This window comes from Chryseobacterium daeguense DSM 19388 (genome assembly GCF_000430825.1).
Classification (GTDB): Bacteria; Bacteroidota; Bacteroidia; order Flavobacteriales; family Weeksellaceae; genus Chryseobacterium; species Chryseobacterium daeguense.
On the sequence record NZ_AUMT01000003.1, the window covers coordinates 1 to 16,935 of the forward strand.

General features: G+C 39.1%; 11 protein-coding genes. 10 read left to right on the top strand and 1 reads right to left on the bottom strand.

The window, feature by feature from the left end; all coding sequences use genetic code 11:
- The 10 genes from H560_RS23260 to H560_RS0104605 form a co-directional block, all read left to right on the top strand.
- A partial coding sequence (locus tag H560_RS23260; protein ID WP_027378952.1) for an IS3 family transposase occupies positions 1–300 on the top strand: 300 nt, incomplete at its 5' end.
- A gap of 47 nt (positions 301–347) precedes the next feature.
- A complete protein-coding gene (locus H560_RS21070; protein WP_228372418.1) occupies positions 348–794 on the top strand; it encodes a hypothetical protein in 447 nt (148 codons plus the stop codon).
- Positions 795–811: 17 nt separating this feature from the next.
- Positions 812–2,242, top strand: coding sequence for an anion permease (locus H560_RS0104565; protein ID WP_027378953.1), 1,431 nt, complete (start codon positions 812–814; stop codon positions 2,240–2,242).
- A gap of 135 nt (positions 2,243–2,377) precedes the next feature.
- Positions 2,378–4,588: a PAS domain-containing sensor histidine kinase gene (locus H560_RS22245; protein ID WP_027378954.1), complete on the top strand. Its 2,211-nt coding sequence runs from the start codon at positions 2,378–2,380 to the stop codon at positions 4,586–4,588.
- A 63-nt stretch (positions 4,589–4,651) separates the two neighbouring features.
- Positions 4,652–5,017, top strand: coding sequence for a response regulator transcription factor (locus H560_RS0104575; protein ID WP_027378955.1), 366 nt, complete (start codon positions 4,652–4,654; stop codon positions 5,015–5,017).
- 210 nt (positions 5,018–5,227) lie between these two features.
- Positions 5,228–7,369, top strand: coding sequence for an NHL repeat-containing protein (locus tag H560_RS0104580; RefSeq protein ID WP_027378956.1), 2,142 nt, complete (start codon positions 5,228–5,230; stop codon positions 7,367–7,369).
- Positions 7,370–7,664: 295 nt separating this feature from the next.
- The gene (locus H560_RS0104585; RefSeq protein ID WP_027378957.1) at positions 7,665–9,068 is read left to right on the top strand and encodes a glycoside hydrolase family 28 protein; all 1,404 of its coding nucleotides are present in this window, start codon (positions 7,665–7,667) and stop codon (positions 9,066–9,068) included.
- 1 nt (position 9,069) lies between these two features.
- Entirely contained in the window at positions 9,070–12,633 is a 3,564-nt protein-coding gene (locus tag H560_RS0104590) for a DUF4450 domain-containing protein (RefSeq protein WP_027378958.1), read from the top strand.
- A 148-nt stretch (positions 12,634–12,781) separates the two neighbouring features.
- Positions 12,782–14,917: a hypothetical protein gene (locus H560_RS0104595; protein WP_027378959.1), complete on the top strand. Its 2,136-nt coding sequence runs from the start codon at positions 12,782–12,784 to the stop codon at positions 14,915–14,917.
- A 307-nt stretch (positions 14,918–15,224) separates the two neighbouring features.
- Complete coding sequence (locus tag H560_RS0104605) at positions 15,225–16,268, top strand: GntR family transcriptional regulator (protein WP_027378960.1); 1,044 nt, start codon at positions 15,225–15,227, stop codon at positions 16,266–16,268.
- A gap of 141 nt (positions 16,269–16,409) precedes the next feature.
- Here H560_RS0104605 and H560_RS0104610 read toward each other — a convergent pair whose 3' ends face one another.
- Positions 16,410–16,853, bottom strand: coding sequence for a nuclear transport factor 2 family protein (locus H560_RS0104610; RefSeq protein ID WP_027378961.1), 444 nt, complete (start codon positions 16,851–16,853; stop codon positions 16,410–16,412).
- Positions 16,854–16,935 lie beyond the last annotated feature (82 nt).

Consider the following 16,935-nt stretch of genomic DNA (forward strand, 5'->3'; position numbering starts at 1 on the left):
GACAGAGGGATACAGTATGCGTGCACAGAATTTACGTCAATAGTCGGGAAAAATATTACCCGAAGTATGAGTGGAAAGGGAAATTGCTATGATAATGCTGTAGCGGAGAGTTTTTTCAAAACTCTGAAAACCGAACTTGTCTATCAAAATAAATATGAAACTAGAGACCACGCCAAAAACTCTGTGTTTGAATATATAGAAACATTTTACAACACCCAGAGAAGGCATTCAGCTTTAGGAAATTTAACCATAAGAGAGTATCAAAATTTAATGTCTAATCAATCTAAAAATGTAGCATAAAGAGTATATAAATTTTGTCTCAAAAATAGTTGCAAGTTCAAGAGGTTTTGAGCAAAAAAATATATGCTGTGGGAATAGATCTGAGCTCGCTGATTAAATTTGATACAAAATGGAGCCTTGATATGCAGCTTGAGGCTAAGCAGGCTACCAATCACCTGCTGTACTTTGCGGCAGATCCTGAAACCAGACCTTCAAATCCCGATGAATACCTGATCCGCGGCGCTTATTTCCTTCCCAATGTAAGATATGAAATCAATCATAGGAATTTAAGCGCTTTTGAACTGTCATGCCGATATGAATATCTTGATACCAATTTCAGGTTAAATTCAAATCCAAGACAGACGATAACACCAATGTTTGGTTTAGAATTATTGAAAAATTATGGGGCAAGGATTCAGCTGGGAGTGCAATTTGACAAGTACAAGAAACAAATTGCAAATACCACGCAATATAACAGCAATCTGTTTATTGTTCAGGTCCAGAGCAGATTTTAATCAAAAAACTAATTATTATGAAAGAAATTAATATTAAAGCCGTCGCAGTAACATTTGCTGCTGCACTCATCATTTGGTTTATTCCGGTACCCGAAGGTGTTACGAAAAATGCATGGCATTTATTTGCCATTTTTGCAGCTACTATTTTAGGAATTATCTTAAAAGCGGCACCTATGGGAACCATGTGCATGATGGCGATAGGCTTTACGGCACTTACTCAGGTAATAGCACCGGGGGATGCGGGAAAATCAATAACCAAAGCACTTTCCGGGTTCGGAGACAAGGTAATCTGGCTGATAGGGATCTCGTTCTTCATTGCAAGAGGATTTATAAAAACAGGCCTGGGAAACAGGATTGCCTTTCTGTTTATAAGAGTTTTTGGAAGAAGCTCGCTGGGCTTGGCTTATGGTCTTGGGTTAGCAGATGTATGCCTGGCTCCGGCAATTCCCAGCAACACAGCAAGAGGTGGAGGAATCATTTATCCAATTATGAAATCCATGGCTATCAGTTTTGATTCTGTACCAGACAAACCGGAAACGCACAGAAAATTAGGTGCCTACTTAACACTCAACAGCTATTATATGAATCTTATTGCCTCCTCAATGTTTCTTACAGGAACAGCAAGCAATCCTATGTGCCAGAAATTCGCGGCCAACCTCGGAATCAACATTACATGGATGTCTTGGGCAGCCGCAGGATTTGTACCTGGATTAGCAGCATTCTTTATAGTTCCTTTGGTGCTCTATAAATTATATCCGCCTGAATTAAAGAGTACAGGTGATGCCCCGAAAATGGCCGCGCAAAAATTAAAAGAAATGGGCCCTATCTCAAGAAATGAATGGCTTATGCTGCTGGCATTCTTTATTTTGCTGGTATTATGGATTTTTGGAGGCTCATTATCCATTGATGCTACCACTACAGCTTTTATAGGCCTTACATTACTTTTATTGACATCAGTACTTACATGGGAAGATGTAAAATCCGAAAAAGGAGCATGGGATACGATTGTCTGGTTTGCTGTTTTAGTAATGATGGCAAGTTCCCTTAATGAGTTGGGATTCATTGGGTGGTTTAGTGACCTGATCAAACAAAAAATTGGAGATATGACCTGGACGGTTGCTTTTCCGGTAATTATTCTTGTTTACTTTTTCAGTCATTATATTTTTGCAAGTGCTACGGCCCATGTAGCAGCAATGTATGCAGCCCTTTTGGGAGTAGGGGTTGCCGTCGGAATTCCGCCCATGCTGTTGGCGATGATGCTCGGCTTTCTGGGTTCAATCTATGGGGTGTTGACACACTATGGCCACGGACCGGCTCCAGTATTTTTTGGCAGCGGATATGTTGATCTCAAGTCATGGTGGCTCAGAGGTCTGGAAATAGGAATTGTTTTGCTCGTTATATACATGGTAATCGGAGGGCTATGGATGAAGGTTTTAGGATATTATTAAAGTACATTTAATTATTAAATATTTAAGGCAAGATTCAATTAGCATAAAGAAGTGCCACATATCTCACAGATTATCACAAAATATTGTAGATTTGCTTTTGTAAGCATACAATTACATTAATACCTTTCTACCTTCATGAGTAACTTCTTTTCTGCTTTGGGTACCGAACCTCTTCTTGAAATCTTTAAACAGTCCAGTATAGCAACAGCAATCTATACCGAGCCTGATCTCTACATTCAGCTGGCCAATGATGCCATGCTTCAGATTTGGGGAAGGGATCAGTCTGTAGAAGGTAAAAAATTTGAAGAAGCCTTACCGGAAATGAAAGAACAGCCGTTTGCCCAGCTGCTTAAGAATGTATGGAACACCGGGAAAACTTATGAAGCCCGAGATACACCTGCAACACTGGAAATTAACGGGCAGATGATTACCTCATATTTTGATTTTACCTATAAACCCATCTTTGATAAAAATGGCAATATATACTGTATCTTACATACAGCAGCTGACGTTACCCAACGCGTAAAAGCTTGGGAAACAATTCGTGAGAAAGAGAAGCAGGAGCAGGAAATCAATGAGGAGCTGACCGCAATGAATGAAGAATTACAGGCCGGCAATGAAGAATTAGCAGCTTTAAACGAGGAATATACTGTAACCAATGAACAGCTTGATAAATCTAACCAGATTATCCAGGATCTCAATTTACAGCTTAAAAAAGAAAATAACGATCTATTAACCGACAATAAGGAATATCAGCATGATATTGCAAATCTGGATCATTCCAATAAAACGCTTGAATTCAGGAATAATGAATTAAAAAATTTAAACGATACCATTACCCAGTTGAATACCAAGCTTTCCGAAAGTGATACCAGCTTCAGCAATCTGATCGCACAGGCGCCTGTAGCAATGATGCTTGTAAAAGGAGAAGATTTTATCGTAACAATGATCAATGAAGCCATGCTGGAACTTATCGGGAAAGATCATTCCATTGTAGGAAAAGCTTTATTTCAGGAACTTCCGGAACTGAACGGGCAGCCCGCTGCCAATATGCTGGTAGACACATTTAAAAAAGGCCAGCCACATTCAGACCATTCCAATCCTGTGATCCTGAACCGCAGAGGCAAACTGGAAAAAGGATTTTTTACTTTTAATTACACCCCTTTCATTGAAGACGGAAAAGTAACCGGAGTTATTGATATGGCCGTAGAAGTTACTCCGCAGGTACTGGCCATTCAGGAGCGTGAAACTGTTATTCAGGAAAAAAGCAATTTGGAGGAGACACTAAGAAAAAGTGAGCAGCGTTTACAGGGTATTTTGGAAACCATGGCAGAAGGCGTAGGTGTTATTGATGCCAAAGGACAGCTGGTGTATGCCAATCCTATGGCCCAGCAAATACTGGGACTTACTGAAAGCAAAATAAAAGAAAGAACCTATGATGATCCTCACTGGCAAAACCTTCGTTTAGACGGCACTCCCCTGCCTTCAGAGGAACACCCTATGACGATTATGATGACTACAGGAAAACCTGTTTACGATCATGAAATAGGAATCCAGGGTCCGGGCAGGGAAAGGATGTACATCTCTATTAACGCGGCCCCATTATTTGATGAAGAAGGAAATCTTACCGGGGGAATCGGAACTTTTATGGATGTAACGGCCAGAAGAATGGTTACCCAGGGCAAGGATGATTTTATAAGCATAGCAAGCCATGAGCTGAAAACACCGGTTACGTCTCTTAAGGCATCATTACAGCTCTTACAGAGATCTCATGAAAAGCTTCCGGCAGAATCCCGGGCAAAGCTTCTTGATCAGTCAATTAAAAGCCTGGATAAACTTTCAGGGCTTATAACTGATTTACTTGACACCAGCAGGATTGAACAGGGGCAAATGAAGCTTGACAAAAAACCTTTTACCGTCTCAGAATTGTTTGATGACTGCTGCTCGAATTTCGCACAGATTACTCAGCAGGAAATAATTTTTGAAGGAGATATCATGGAGATTGTGGAAGCGGATAATCAGCAGATCGGTCAGGTGATGATCAATTTTATTACCAATGCCATCAAATATGCTCCAAAATCTGATCAGATTATTATCACAGCAAGGAAAATAAGCGAACATGAAATTAAGATCAGCGTTAAAGATAACGGGCCGGGAATTCCAAAAGAAAAACTCCAATATCTGTTTGAGCGCTATTACAGAACAAATTACCAGGGTCAAAAATTTACAGGCCTTGGATTAGGGCTGTTCATCAGCGCAGACATCATAAAAAAACACGGCGGTAAAATAGGCGTTGAAAGCGAAGAAGGCAAAGGCAGCGAATTCTGGTTTACCCTTCCTATTTAGCATTTACAGGCAAATTTGCAAATAAAATAAAAGGTATTGGTTCTATTCTTGCTTTGTAAGAGCATGAGAAAAATTTTTTTAGTTGAGGACAATCAGGCCATAAGAGAAGTATTGGAAATATTTCTTACCGCTGAAAACTATAGCGTACAGACTTTTGAAACAGTAAAAGAATTTGATGAAAGAGATTTGAATGCAGCTCCCGATCTCTTTATATTTGATGTCATGCTTCCGGACGGATCAGGCATAGATCTCTGCAAACAGATAAAAAACAGCCGCGAAAACCAGGGAACACCGGTAATTATCATGAGTGCACATGCCAAACTTCATGAGATGACAGCAGCCTGCGAGCCTGATGATTTTATTTCTAAACCATTCGATATTGATAATCTTCTGGAGCGAATTAAAAAATTGCTCAGTGAAGTAAACTAATTACTGCCGGATTTCATACTAATTAAAATTTCGTTTCTATTAAAAAATCTACTTATTACGTAAAAATAATACGGTTCTGTCTCTGTATTAAAACTTTATCTTTATATTTATTCTTCAGATATACCATTTAAAACCTTATTAATAATTATCAATTTGATGATTAAAGTTTTGAAGGTATATTAAAAAAAACAATAACCATAACTCATTTTTATGTCTACAAAAACCATTCAGTTCAAAGCCGAAGTGAATAACATGCAGATTATTTCCGGCTATTTTCAGGTATTTGGTATTGTCAGCGGATTTGTTGGTGCAGCCACTAACAAAACTTCTTTTCAAAACGATACATTCAGTGCAGAAATCAAAGAAAACGAATCCGAATATTACGCAGTAACCGTCTGGATCAGCGAATATTCCATCAACAACACAGTGTATACCGTTGGTGAAAAGCCGCTCAGCTTATTAGCCACGTTTTATCTTCCTGATGCTGATGGCCAGGTCATCGTTTGTCCGGAATCATCTGTTGCATCCATTTATACTTTTGCCCGGATGACTACCGTAGAAAATGATGGTACGGTAGTAATGAACGGCACAGAAAGAAATATGAAGATTGCCTACGGAATGAAACAAAATCTGTTTGTAACAGAAGGCAGAATAGGCGAAATGATCAGCAAATCCCCGAACGGCTTCGAAACCAACAGCTACCCGATGTTTAATTCCCTATGTAATCTGTGTTATTACTGCCTCACCAACCCTACAGCCAATACAGGCAAACCTTTCTATGACCAGTTTTTAGATTATGCCTGGCATTCTTCTGACACCATCAACAATAATTTCCTTCAAGCAGTACGAAATATGCTTTACGATCCCTTTCACAAAGCAAATGAAATTTACCAGATGCTTGTAGATATGGAAGAAGTCTACAAAGATTCATTGGTATCAATGAAAAATGTTTCTGAAGATCAAAAAGCGCCTCACAACTGGACACTGACATTAAAAAGCAATACTTCCGGGGCCAAAAACTTCATCCCGAGCGGTGCCGCATTTGTTGTATTTGATGCAGATGACAATGCCTGGATAGCCAATAATTTCCGTGCAGGATCTGCTCTTTCAGGTACCCACTGTCCGGTTTATAAATATGATGCCACCCCGGCTGACTTTTCTCCGGTACAGGGAGGCGGTTTATTAGGGGTTGCTTTTGGAGCAGCAGTAAGCCCTGATAAAAAATATATTTCTTTCGGAAATTTCGGATGGGGACCGGAACTTAATAATCCGCAGGAAGGCAGTATTTCCCGGTTTTATTACAAAGACGGCCGGCCGGTAAGCCCTTCTAATGGCTTTACTTTAGGCCTTTCACGCGTACAGGGAATGGAATACGATAATGAAGGTAATCTCTGGATGGCTTCTGTAGGCTGCCAGGAACCATTTGCGCCCGCAAAGACGGGAGTATATCCATTTGAAAGTGAACCCAGCGCGGTAGTGATCTATCTAAAGCCCGAAGATATGGAAAAAGCCCCTACCGCTGATCAGGTGTTGATATGTAATGAATTTCCGGTAAAAAAGTCACCGGATTCAGATCCTGTCTGGTGCAAGACACCTTATCTCAAAATATTTGATGTAACACCGGACAACAAGGGTAATGCTTACGTTTCATGTATCGGGAATTATGATAAAGATAATATTGACAACTGCGCTTTTTCTTCGGTATACAAAGTCAGTATGGAAGGCAATGAGCTGAAGGTGACAGGAAGCTGGTACAGTCAGTTTTCCGGCAGCGCAAATGGCCAGGAAGGCTACGAATCTCTTCGACAGATAGCGATAAACGGCAACGGGGATATTGTTGTAGTAGGTGTTACCAGCAGCAGGGCAACCATCCTCAGCAATGATCTTTCCACTGTAAAAGGACATTATGATGTTAATACTTATGCGCCCTGGGGTATAAAAATCGATAAAAAAGAAACTGTATTTCTGGCTAATTTCGGGCATGACACAGATTTCCCTGAAAACCTAAACCTTGATCAGCAGGGACCTTTCGGGGTTACTATGCTTCGTGATATATCAAAACCTGAAACAGCCCAGCTTCTTACTGTCCCTACCGGCGGCTCCGAAGTAACACTCGCTAATGGACACCCACTTTACGGAACGCAGAAAAAACCAACAGAGCCGGGCTCCAGGCATGAAGGCGTTCAGATGCATTGTTACCAGCCTATTATGAGGCTGACTTCCACCAACATTGATGGTGCCGGAAATCTTTGGTGCATGAACAATTGGAAACCTTCAGCAATTGTAGATGTAATGGACAATCCCGGCGGGGATGGTGTAGTGATTTTTTTAGGTATTGCCGAACCGGAATAGTTCTACAGCTAAGTCAAAAATCAATTATCACAACAGAGTTTACCTGCCATGCTGCAAAGTAAACTCTGTCTTATATTAAAAAAACATTTTAAGTATTCTCTGATTCTATTTTTATTTATCTTTGGACTGCGCAATCGATTACAAAAAATATTTCCCTCAAAAAAATAATAATAAATTTTTTTTAATTATACCGACAGTGCAGGATAATTTATAATCCTAATAATTTTAGATTGCAATAATAATTATCTGTAAACAACAGCAACTGTTTTAAAAAGTAAAACCATTCTCTGAGATTATGAAAAAATATGCTTTAATACTGCTTACGATATTAATGACAATTCCGGCCTGCGCTCAATATAAGCCGTGGACTTCATCAAAACAGCCTCTGAAAGAAATTCAGGAATTAAAAAAACTGATTGTAAAACCAAATTTCAAAAATAAAGATTATCTGGTAACTGATTTTGGTGCAATAGGCGACGGGAAAACAAAAAATACGGAAGCATTTAAAAAAGCAATCGAAAAATGCAATTCAGAAGGAGGAGGAAGAGTTGTTGTCCCAAAAGGAGTTTTCCTCACAGGAGCAATTTACCTGAAAAGCAATGTAAATCTGCACGTTAGCGAAGGCGCAACAATTTTATTCAGCCAGGACAGCAACGACTACCCTATCGTTTTTACAAGATGGGAAGGGATGGAATGTATGAACTATTCGTCCCTGATCTATGCTTATGAAGAAGAAAACATTGCCGTAACCGGAAAAGGAACCCTTGACGGAAATTCAGATAACGACCACTGGTGGTTCTGGTGCGGTGCCACAAAATACGGCTACAATGAATCCCGTCCGGGAAGACAAAATCCGGCCCGTGCCAAGCTTCATGAATACATGGCTCAGAAAAAAAATCCAAGGGAAAGAATATTCGGAGACGGATATTATTTAAGACCTAATTTCGTTCAGCCTTACAGAAGTAAAAATTTCTACATGGCCGATGTTTTGGTTAAAAATTCACCGATGTGGAATCTTAATCCTGTTTTGTGTGAAAATGTCTTGATTGAAAGGGTAAAAGTGATCAGCCACGGCCCGAATAATGACGGTTTCGACCCTGAAGCCTGCAAAAATGTTTGGATCAAAGATTCTTATTTTGATACCGGAGACGACTGTATCGCCATAAAATCCGGAAGAGACGAAGACGGAAGAGGAATCGGAAAGCCTGCAGAAAACCATATCATCGAAAATTGTAAAATGAAAGACGGTCACGGAGGGGTTGTCATCGGGAGTGAAATTGCAGGCGGCGCTAAAAATATTTATGCCATCGGAAATGTGATGGACAGCAAAAATCTCGACAGGGCATTAAGAATTAAAACCAGCTCAAGCCGTGGAGGAATCATTGAAAATGTGTTTTTCTACAACACAAAAGTTGGGGCTTACAGGGAGGCGGCCGTACGTTTCAATATGCATTACGAAAAACCGGGCAATTTTATTCCTACGATCCGAAACATTTGGGTAGAAAATCTTCAGGTAGAAAAAGGTGGAAAATATGCCATCCTATCCGATGCCTATGAAACTTCTCCGGTAACTGATTTCACCATGATTAATGCTAAAATGACCGGTGTTGAGATTCCATACAAAGTAGACTACCTTAAAAATGTAACCCTAAAAAATGTAACCGTTAACGGACAGCCTTTAACTGAGCTAAAAAAATAAAATGCGAAGAAAAACCATTTTCGCCGGACTGATTGTAGTGTCAGCATTCTCCCACTCTTTTTCCCAGTCGAAGCATTGGCAGAATAAGGAGCGGGAACTACATTACAAGGAAGACAAAGGCGATTTTTTACTGGTGAATGGAAAATACAGGTTCAATCGTGCCCTATACGGGGACAACCGCGCTTCAAGAGTGGAAGCCGGAGATCTTCCGGAGTTTGCACTTTACCTTCCGGGAATGGGCGGCAACCTGCAATTTGTGATTCAGAAAGGAAATTCCATAAAAAAATTAATTCAGAGCGAAAAAATTGAGACCCGCTATCGTCCGGGATCAATGTTGTACGAAATTAAAGATCAAATCCTTGGAAACGGAAGCCTGAAATTAACCGTTTTAGCCCAATCTAAAGAAGAAGGCTTAATTTTAAAAATGGAAACGGAAAATATTGATCCTTCCACAAAAATTTATGCTTTTTACGGCGGAGCCAGCGGAAAAACATTCAGCAGGAACGGTGATATTGGGGCAGATCCGGAATCAGGATTCTATCTTCTTCCCGAATATTGCACAAACAACAGGTTTCAGATCAATAAAAACCAGTTTCAGCTTTCATATTTAAACAAGAAAAAGGAAACTCAAAGCATTAACGGAAGTTTTTCAAATACCAGTACTTTACAATTAACTGATGCCAAAACGCTGGAAAACCTTACTCAATTAACTCAAAATAAAACAGAAAACGCTCCCATAATTTATGCCGCTTATTCTGCTCAAAAAAATCCGGTTTACATCCAAATCTCAAAAGGAAAATTGGATAAATTCCTATCAGACAATCAATTAAAAACAATTTTTGATGAAATTGAACAGTCAAGATTACATTTAACCAATAGAATACAGCTGAAAACTCCGGATTCGGATTTAAATAATTTCGGAGCCAACCTGGCCGTCGCAACCGATGGAATCTGGGAAAGCCCGACCTTCTTACATGGCGCAGTAGCTTGGAGAATGCGATTAAATGCATGGCGTGGCGCTTATGCAGCTGATGTTCTGAGCTGGCATGACCGTGCAAAAGAACATTTTGAAAGCTATGCCAACTCTCAGGTTCTGAAGCCCGATTCCGCACCAGTAGAAATGGATACCGCCCTACATTTGGCGCGGCACGTGGAAAAAATGGGAACTTCCGTCTTTTCAAGCGGATATATTTCCAGAAACCCGAACGACAATTCAAAACCGCATCATTATGATATGAACCTGGTATTTTTTGACCAGATGTTCACACATTTCAATTATACAGGAGATATTGGATTTTTAAAGAAAATGTGGCCAACGATGGTCCGTCACATGGATTGGGAAAAGAGAAACTTCAAACGAAACGGATTGTATGATGCCTACGCAGCGATTTGGGCAAGCGATGCCCTCCAATATTCCGGTGGCGGTGTAACCCATACTTCGGCTTATAATTACAGGGCCAACCGTGAAATGGCTAAACTGGCAAAATTGATCGGGGAAAATCCAGAGCCTTATGAAAGGGAAGCCGAAGAGATCATAAACGCAATGAAAAATGAGCTTTGGATTAAAAAAAATGGCTATTTCGCTGAATTTAAAGATGCTTTAGGAAATAAATTATTACATGACAAGCCGGGTGTCTGGTCTATTTATCATGTTTCAGATGCTTATATCCTGGATGAATTTGAAAATTATCAGAATACCCAATATATCAGCAATCATATTCCGCATATTCCGGTGACGGTGAAAGGGGACGTCAATAAAAATTATTACACATTGTCCACCACCAACTGGCAGCCTTACGACTGGTCGATCAACAATGTAGCGCTGGCAGAAAATTTACAGACTGCTCTGGCCTATTGGCAGGCCGGAAGAAATGATGATGCCTACCTGCTTTGGAAAAGTAATATCGCGGAAAGCATGTATTATGGAATGAGCCCGGGAAATTTTCAGCAGCTTTCACATTATGATGCTTTCCGTGGTGAATTGTACAGAGATTTTGCAGACCCGATAGGTGTAGCGGCGAGAACTTTAACGGAGGGGCTTTTCGGGGTTTATCCTAAGTTACTGGAAAATAAAATAAGCATCAGCCCGGGGTTTCCGAAAGAATGGAATTTTGCAGAGCTGAAGCTTGCCGACTGGGAATATAAATTCAACAGGACAGCGAAAAAAACGACGTATTGGTTTAAATCAAATTATCAGCAGCCTGTCTCCCTTCAAATGTTGGTTCCGGTGAATCATACCCAGATTAAATCGGTAAAAGTAAATGGTAAAAAGGTAGATTGGAAGGTATCCAAGAACTCAATTTCACAGCCATTTATAACGTTTGAAACCGCTTTAGGTAAGGAATTTACGATTGAAATTAAATATACAGGATCAGAATTAAAAAGTGAGCAGACGAATTACACCAATTATATTTCCGAAAAGCTTGAGCTTAATTTTGATTCAAAAAAGAAAATCCGCCAGGTTTATGATCCACAGGGATTAATTAGAACCCGAAAAGACAATCAGTTCGATCTGGTAACAGAAGAAAGAAAAGGAACTTTTTTCGTTCAGCTTGAAGAAAACGGAACAGTGTGGTGGCATCCCGTGAACGTTGAAATCCGCTATCCTCTGGATATTGAGTGGAGAATGAAAAACCTGCAAATTCAATCGAAATCCACAAATCCGATTACTGGAAAGCTTAAAATCAATGATTTAACCCAAGATTTTTCGGTTAAGAATGATGAGATGAAATTGATTGAAATTCCTTTAAACAAATTAAGCAAAGGAACCAATTCTATCCAGCTCGAATACAACGGAATCAAACAAAATGTTGAGATAACCGACTGGGAAATTGAAAACCAGACCGATTTTAAAACTATATCATTGGCTACAAAATATAACGAAAAAGTCAGTCATATTTTTAACCAAAAATATCTTTCCCCAAGACCGGCAGGCCCTACCTTACAGCTTCCGTGGCAGGGAATCGGAAACTGGTGTTATCCGCTTACAACAACTAACATTGATGAGAGCGGACTGATGTCAAAACGTAAAAACGGAACACTTACCTATCTGGGAATTCCTTTTTTGATCAATAGTGACGACAAAAATATTGTCTTTACAAGCCAGTGGGATAATTTTCCGAATTCAATAGAGATTCCTGTTTCGGGAAAAGGAAGGAAAATTTACTTCCTGATGGCTGGTTCTACCAACCCGATGCAGTCGCAGATCATTAATGGAAAAATTACCATTGAATATTCGGACGGCTCCAAGGCCGAGCTGGAATTAAAAAACCCAATTAACTGGTGGCCGATTGAGCAGGATTTACTGGATGACAATTTCGCTTTCGAAATTCCGGACGATAAAATTCCGTACAGGGTTCAGTTGAAAACCGGTGAATTGTACAAAGGCGGAACTTTAAGCAGATATTCAGAAATTAAAGGGGTATCGAGCCGCGCGGTTGACGGCGGAGCTGCCACAATCCTGGATATGACGATTGACCCGAATAAAGAATTAAAAACCATAAAATTAACCGCAGTAAGCAATGATATAGTGATTGGAATGATGAGTGCAACTGTTTTGAAATAAAATATACAGACTTCGACAGGCTCAGCCCTAAGATATAATAAATCAGATAAGGCGGGCTTTAGCCCGTATGTAAAAAATAAAAATCATCAAGGCTTTAGCCAAAACTTATTTTGTGTAAACCTTGATTTTAATAAAATAAATTAAAAAAATGAAGAAAATTGCAATATATCTGAGTCTTTTCTGCATCGGATTTTCCACGTTGAATGCGCAGAAAATAGACCGGAAAAAAGTCGTTCAGCGCCATAATGTAGTGAATACAAAAGCAGATACTTTATCAACATTAACCGTTGGAAACGGAAAATTCGCCTATACCGTGGACATTACCGGAATGCAGTCTTTCTCGGAATATTATAAAAATGGCGTTTCCCTCGGAACACAGTCTGAATGGGGCTGGAACAGCTTCCCGAATACGGAAAATTATAAATTTGATGAAACCTTAAGAGCTTATGATTTCAATAATGAAGGCAGAAAAGCACTTTACAGTGTTCAGATCAAGGAGCCGGAGCGCAACAAAGGGGCGGTGGATTATTATCGTGTCAACCAGCACCGTCTTCAGCTTGGAAATGTAGGAATTGAGCTTTACAAAAAAGACGGCCAAAAAGCAAAAGTTACAGACCTCAGCAATATCAATCAAAAAATTGATCTCTGGACAGGGATCATCACCAGTGAATTCTCTCTGGAGGGAACTTCGGTGAAGGTGTGGACTGCATCTTTTCAAAACTCAGACAAAATCGGGGTTAAAATTGAATCGGATTTAATTTCTCAAAACAGATTAAAGGTATTTGCCCGTTATCCCTACCCTTCCGGACAGTTTTTGGATGAGGCGGCTTTTTATGGAAATGAGAACAAGCATTCTACAAAAATCATTTCATCAAATTTAACTCAGGGATTGATTGAGCACAAATTACAAACTGCAGATTATTTCACTCAACTATATTTTACAGATGGAAAATTAATTGAAGCAGGAAAACATTATTTCGTTTATGAACCTTCTTCTAAAAATAAAACTATAGAATTAAGTGTAGAATTTTCTGCTAAAAATGTAAAAACAAACAAAACCTTATTTACCGAAGCAGAAAAAGAGAGCATTTCCGGCTGGAAAACCTTCTGGGAAAGCGGTGCAGCGGTTGATTTCGAAGGTAGTACAGACCCGCGGGCCAATGAGCTGGAGCGAAGAGTTATCTTATCTGAATATTTAACAAAAGTACAGTGCGGAGGAAGCAATCCGCCACAGGAAACAGGATTGACTTTCAACAGCTGGTACGGAAAGCCCCACACAGAAATGCATTGGTGGCACGGCGTTCATTATGCTTTATGGGGAAGACCGGAAATTTTGGAAAAACAGCTGGATTATTATTTCAGATCATTTGAAAAAGCAAAAGCATTAGCAAAAAGACAGGGTTATAAAGGTGTTCGATGGATAAAGATGTCTGACAATGAAGGCAATGAAAGCCCTTCTTCTGTCGCTGCATTTCTGATTTGGGAACAGCCGCATCTCATTTATATGACCGAGTTGCTGTACCGTCAGAATAAGGATAAAAATGTGCTTGAGAAGTACAAAAAACTTGTTTTTGAGACTGCAGAATTCATGGCAGATTATGCCTATTACGATAAGGAAAAAAATAGGTACAATCTTGGAAAAGGCGTCATTCCGGCACAGGAAGTTTTCCCGGCTAAAGATACATACAACCCAACTTATGAAGTAGCTTACTGGGATTGGGCACTGAAAATTGCTCAGCAATGGAAAGAAAGGCTCAACCAGCCAAGAGATAAAAAATGGGATGAGGTGATTACAAAACTGGCCCCGCTTCCCGTTCAGGATGGTGTTTATCTGTCTACAGAATCTGCAAAAGATTCCTTTACATTTCCTAAATGGATGACCGATCACCCTGCAGTTTTAGGGGCATTAGGAATGGTTCCGGAATCTTCTAAGCTGGATAAAAAAATCATGAAAAATACGCTGGATATTGTCTGGGAGCGTTGGAACTGGGATCATACATGGGGCTGGGATTTCCCGATGACTGCTATGAATGCATCCAGACTGGGCCTTCCGAATAAAGCTCTGGATGCTCTTTTCATGAATGTTCAGACCAATACTTATCTGAAAAACGGTCATAATTATCAGGACAAACGCCTGAGAATTTATCTTCCCGGAAACGGCGGCGTTTTGACAACAGTAGCCATGATGCTTGAAGGCTGGGACGCCTCACAAGGTGAATTTCCCGGCTTCCCGAAAGACGGAACCTGGAAAATAAAAGCCGAAGGTTTCAAAAAAATGCCATAAAATTTTTTACACATTCATATTAAGGGGAGTCTGCCGGAAACGGCAGGCTTTTTTATTGATAGAAGTTTAATTTATTTTGAATTTAAAGGGAAATATAGATTTTTTTCTACCTGACATCGAATTTTAGTAATTTTTATACTTTTTCACTTTCAGAACAGTATTACATTAAATATTTGAATTTCAATAGATTATATTATTACACCATGATAAAAATCAGTTAATTCAAATTTTTGTATCTTGTTTTCCATCTTTAATCAGTTTTTGATAAAGATTTTTTAACTGAAACTTTACTCTTGTACCGAAAGTCATGGCCGAAACATTTGAAATCAATATCAATGAGCACTCCCGTGTCCCTAAATATAAACAAATTGTAGATTCTATTCTCAACGGAATTGATGCCGGAGACATAAAAATCGGGGAAAAAATCCCTTCCATTAATGAGCTCAGCGAATCCTGCTTCTTATCCAGAGATACCGTGGAAAAAGCTTATAAGGAACTTAGGAAAAGGCAGATCATAGAATCTGTAAAGGGAAAAGGGTACTACATTTCCCGCATCAATAAAAATGATATCATCAATATATTTTTTCTGATCAATAAACCGAGCACCTACAAAATGATGATCTACAATTATTTTGTGAATGCAATCGGTACCAAAGGCAATGTGGAGATGTATATTTATCATTGCGATGAAACTCTTTTCATTAATTCATTAAAGAAAAACCTTGGCGGATTCGATTATTATGTCATTATGCCCCACTTCCGTGATGAACAGTCCAAACATACAAGCTCTACGAAGGAAGTGATTGAAATGATTGAAAAAATCCCGAAAAACAAGCTGCTGATGCTGGATAATACAAAACCTAACATTTCAGGTGAGTATGGTACTATTTTTCAGGATTTTGAGCATGATATTTACAACGCTTTAAAGGAAGGTTTAGACAAGATAAAGAAATATGAAAAAATCATTTTAGTTTATCCCAATAAATCCATTCATCCTTATCCTTTCCGTATTGTACGCGGTTTTGAAAATTTCTGTAAAGATTTTAAGCTGGATTATGAAATTCTGGACGAAATCTATCCTGATATGGAATTACAAAAGGATATTTTCATTACCATCCGCGAACGTGATCTGGTGAATCTGGTAAAGCAGGTTCGACAGAACAATATGAAGCTGGGCGAGGATATCGGAATTATTTCCTATAACGAAACTCCTTTGAAAGAATTGCTTGGGATTACTGTGATTACCACAGATTTTAAAGCTATGGGAGAATCTGCTGCTTACATGATTTTAAAGAATAAAAAGGAGCAGGTGAATAATGTTTTTAAATTTATCCAGCGGGACTCTCTTTAAAACCTGATCTTTTAACCACAAAAGTTACATTAGATTTTAATACTTTAGATATTTAAGTTCAAATTAATGAAAATAAAAAAGTTCACATAAGAAGAAAATTAAAGATTTTCAAAAACCTTTTGCAACTTTTGTGGTTAAAATTTACTTTTTCTTTTCAGATTTTACGGCTTGTCTTGCCAATAATTTCCAGTCGTTTTTAACCTTTGTCCAAACTAATATTATATCCAGGCTAACGTCGCCCGGAGCTTTTCCAAGATCAGCAGTTGTTGCATATAAGTGATGACGAACGATTGCTGTACTCCCTACAATATGTACAGTCTGATTAGTAATATCAATGGTCACAAAATCTGATTTTTTAGTAGCCAGCTTCTCAACAAATTCTTTCGCATCGTCGATATGACCGCCGGAGTGTCCGTACGTAAGCTCAGGTAAAATCAAAGATTCTAATGCTGATTTTTCGCCGCTTATCATGGCCAGCCTTAACTTTTCCGCGTTTGCAGTAACGGCGTCTTTATCATTCATTTTTTGCGCTGATGCCGTCAATGAAATTAAAAAACCGATGATGAAAATTATTTTTTTAATCATAATTGAATGATATTATTTTGAATTAAATTTTGGCTAAAGCCAGATGATTTTCATTTAATTGAAAACGGGCTAAAGCCCGCTA

What these genes read in the sequence shown, in the direction of transcription:
- H560_RS0104565 (WP_027378953.1), top strand. Translation starts at nt 812, where the DNA reads ATGAAAGAAATTAATATTAAAGCCGTCGCAGTAACATTTGCTGCTGCA.
- H560_RS22245 (WP_027378954.1), top strand. Translation starts at nt 2,378, where the DNA reads ATGAGTAACTTCTTTTCTGCTTTGGGTACCGAACCTCTTCTTGAAATC.
- H560_RS0104575 (WP_027378955.1), top strand. Translation starts at nt 4,652, where the DNA reads ATGAGAAAAATTTTTTTAGTTGAGGACAATCAGGCCATAAGAGAAGTA.
- H560_RS0104580 (WP_027378956.1), top strand. Translation starts at nt 5,228, where the DNA reads ATGTCTACAAAAACCATTCAGTTCAAAGCCGAAGTGAATAACATGCAG.
- H560_RS0104585 (WP_027378957.1), top strand. Translation starts at nt 7,665, where the DNA reads ATGAAAAAATATGCTTTAATACTGCTTACGATATTAATGACAATTCCG.
- H560_RS0104590 (WP_027378958.1), top strand. Translation starts at nt 9,070, where the DNA reads ATGCGAAGAAAAACCATTTTCGCCGGACTGATTGTAGTGTCAGCATTC.
- H560_RS0104595 (WP_027378959.1), top strand. Translation starts at nt 12,782, where the DNA reads ATGAAGAAAATTGCAATATATCTGAGTCTTTTCTGCATCGGATTTTCC.
- H560_RS0104605 (WP_027378960.1), top strand. Translation starts at nt 15,225, where the DNA reads ATGGCCGAAACATTTGAAATCAATATCAATGAGCACTCCCGTGTCCCT.
- H560_RS0104610 (WP_027378961.1), bottom strand. Translation starts at nt 16,853, where the DNA reads ATGATTAAAAAAATAATTTTCATCATCGGTTTTTTAATTTCATTGACG.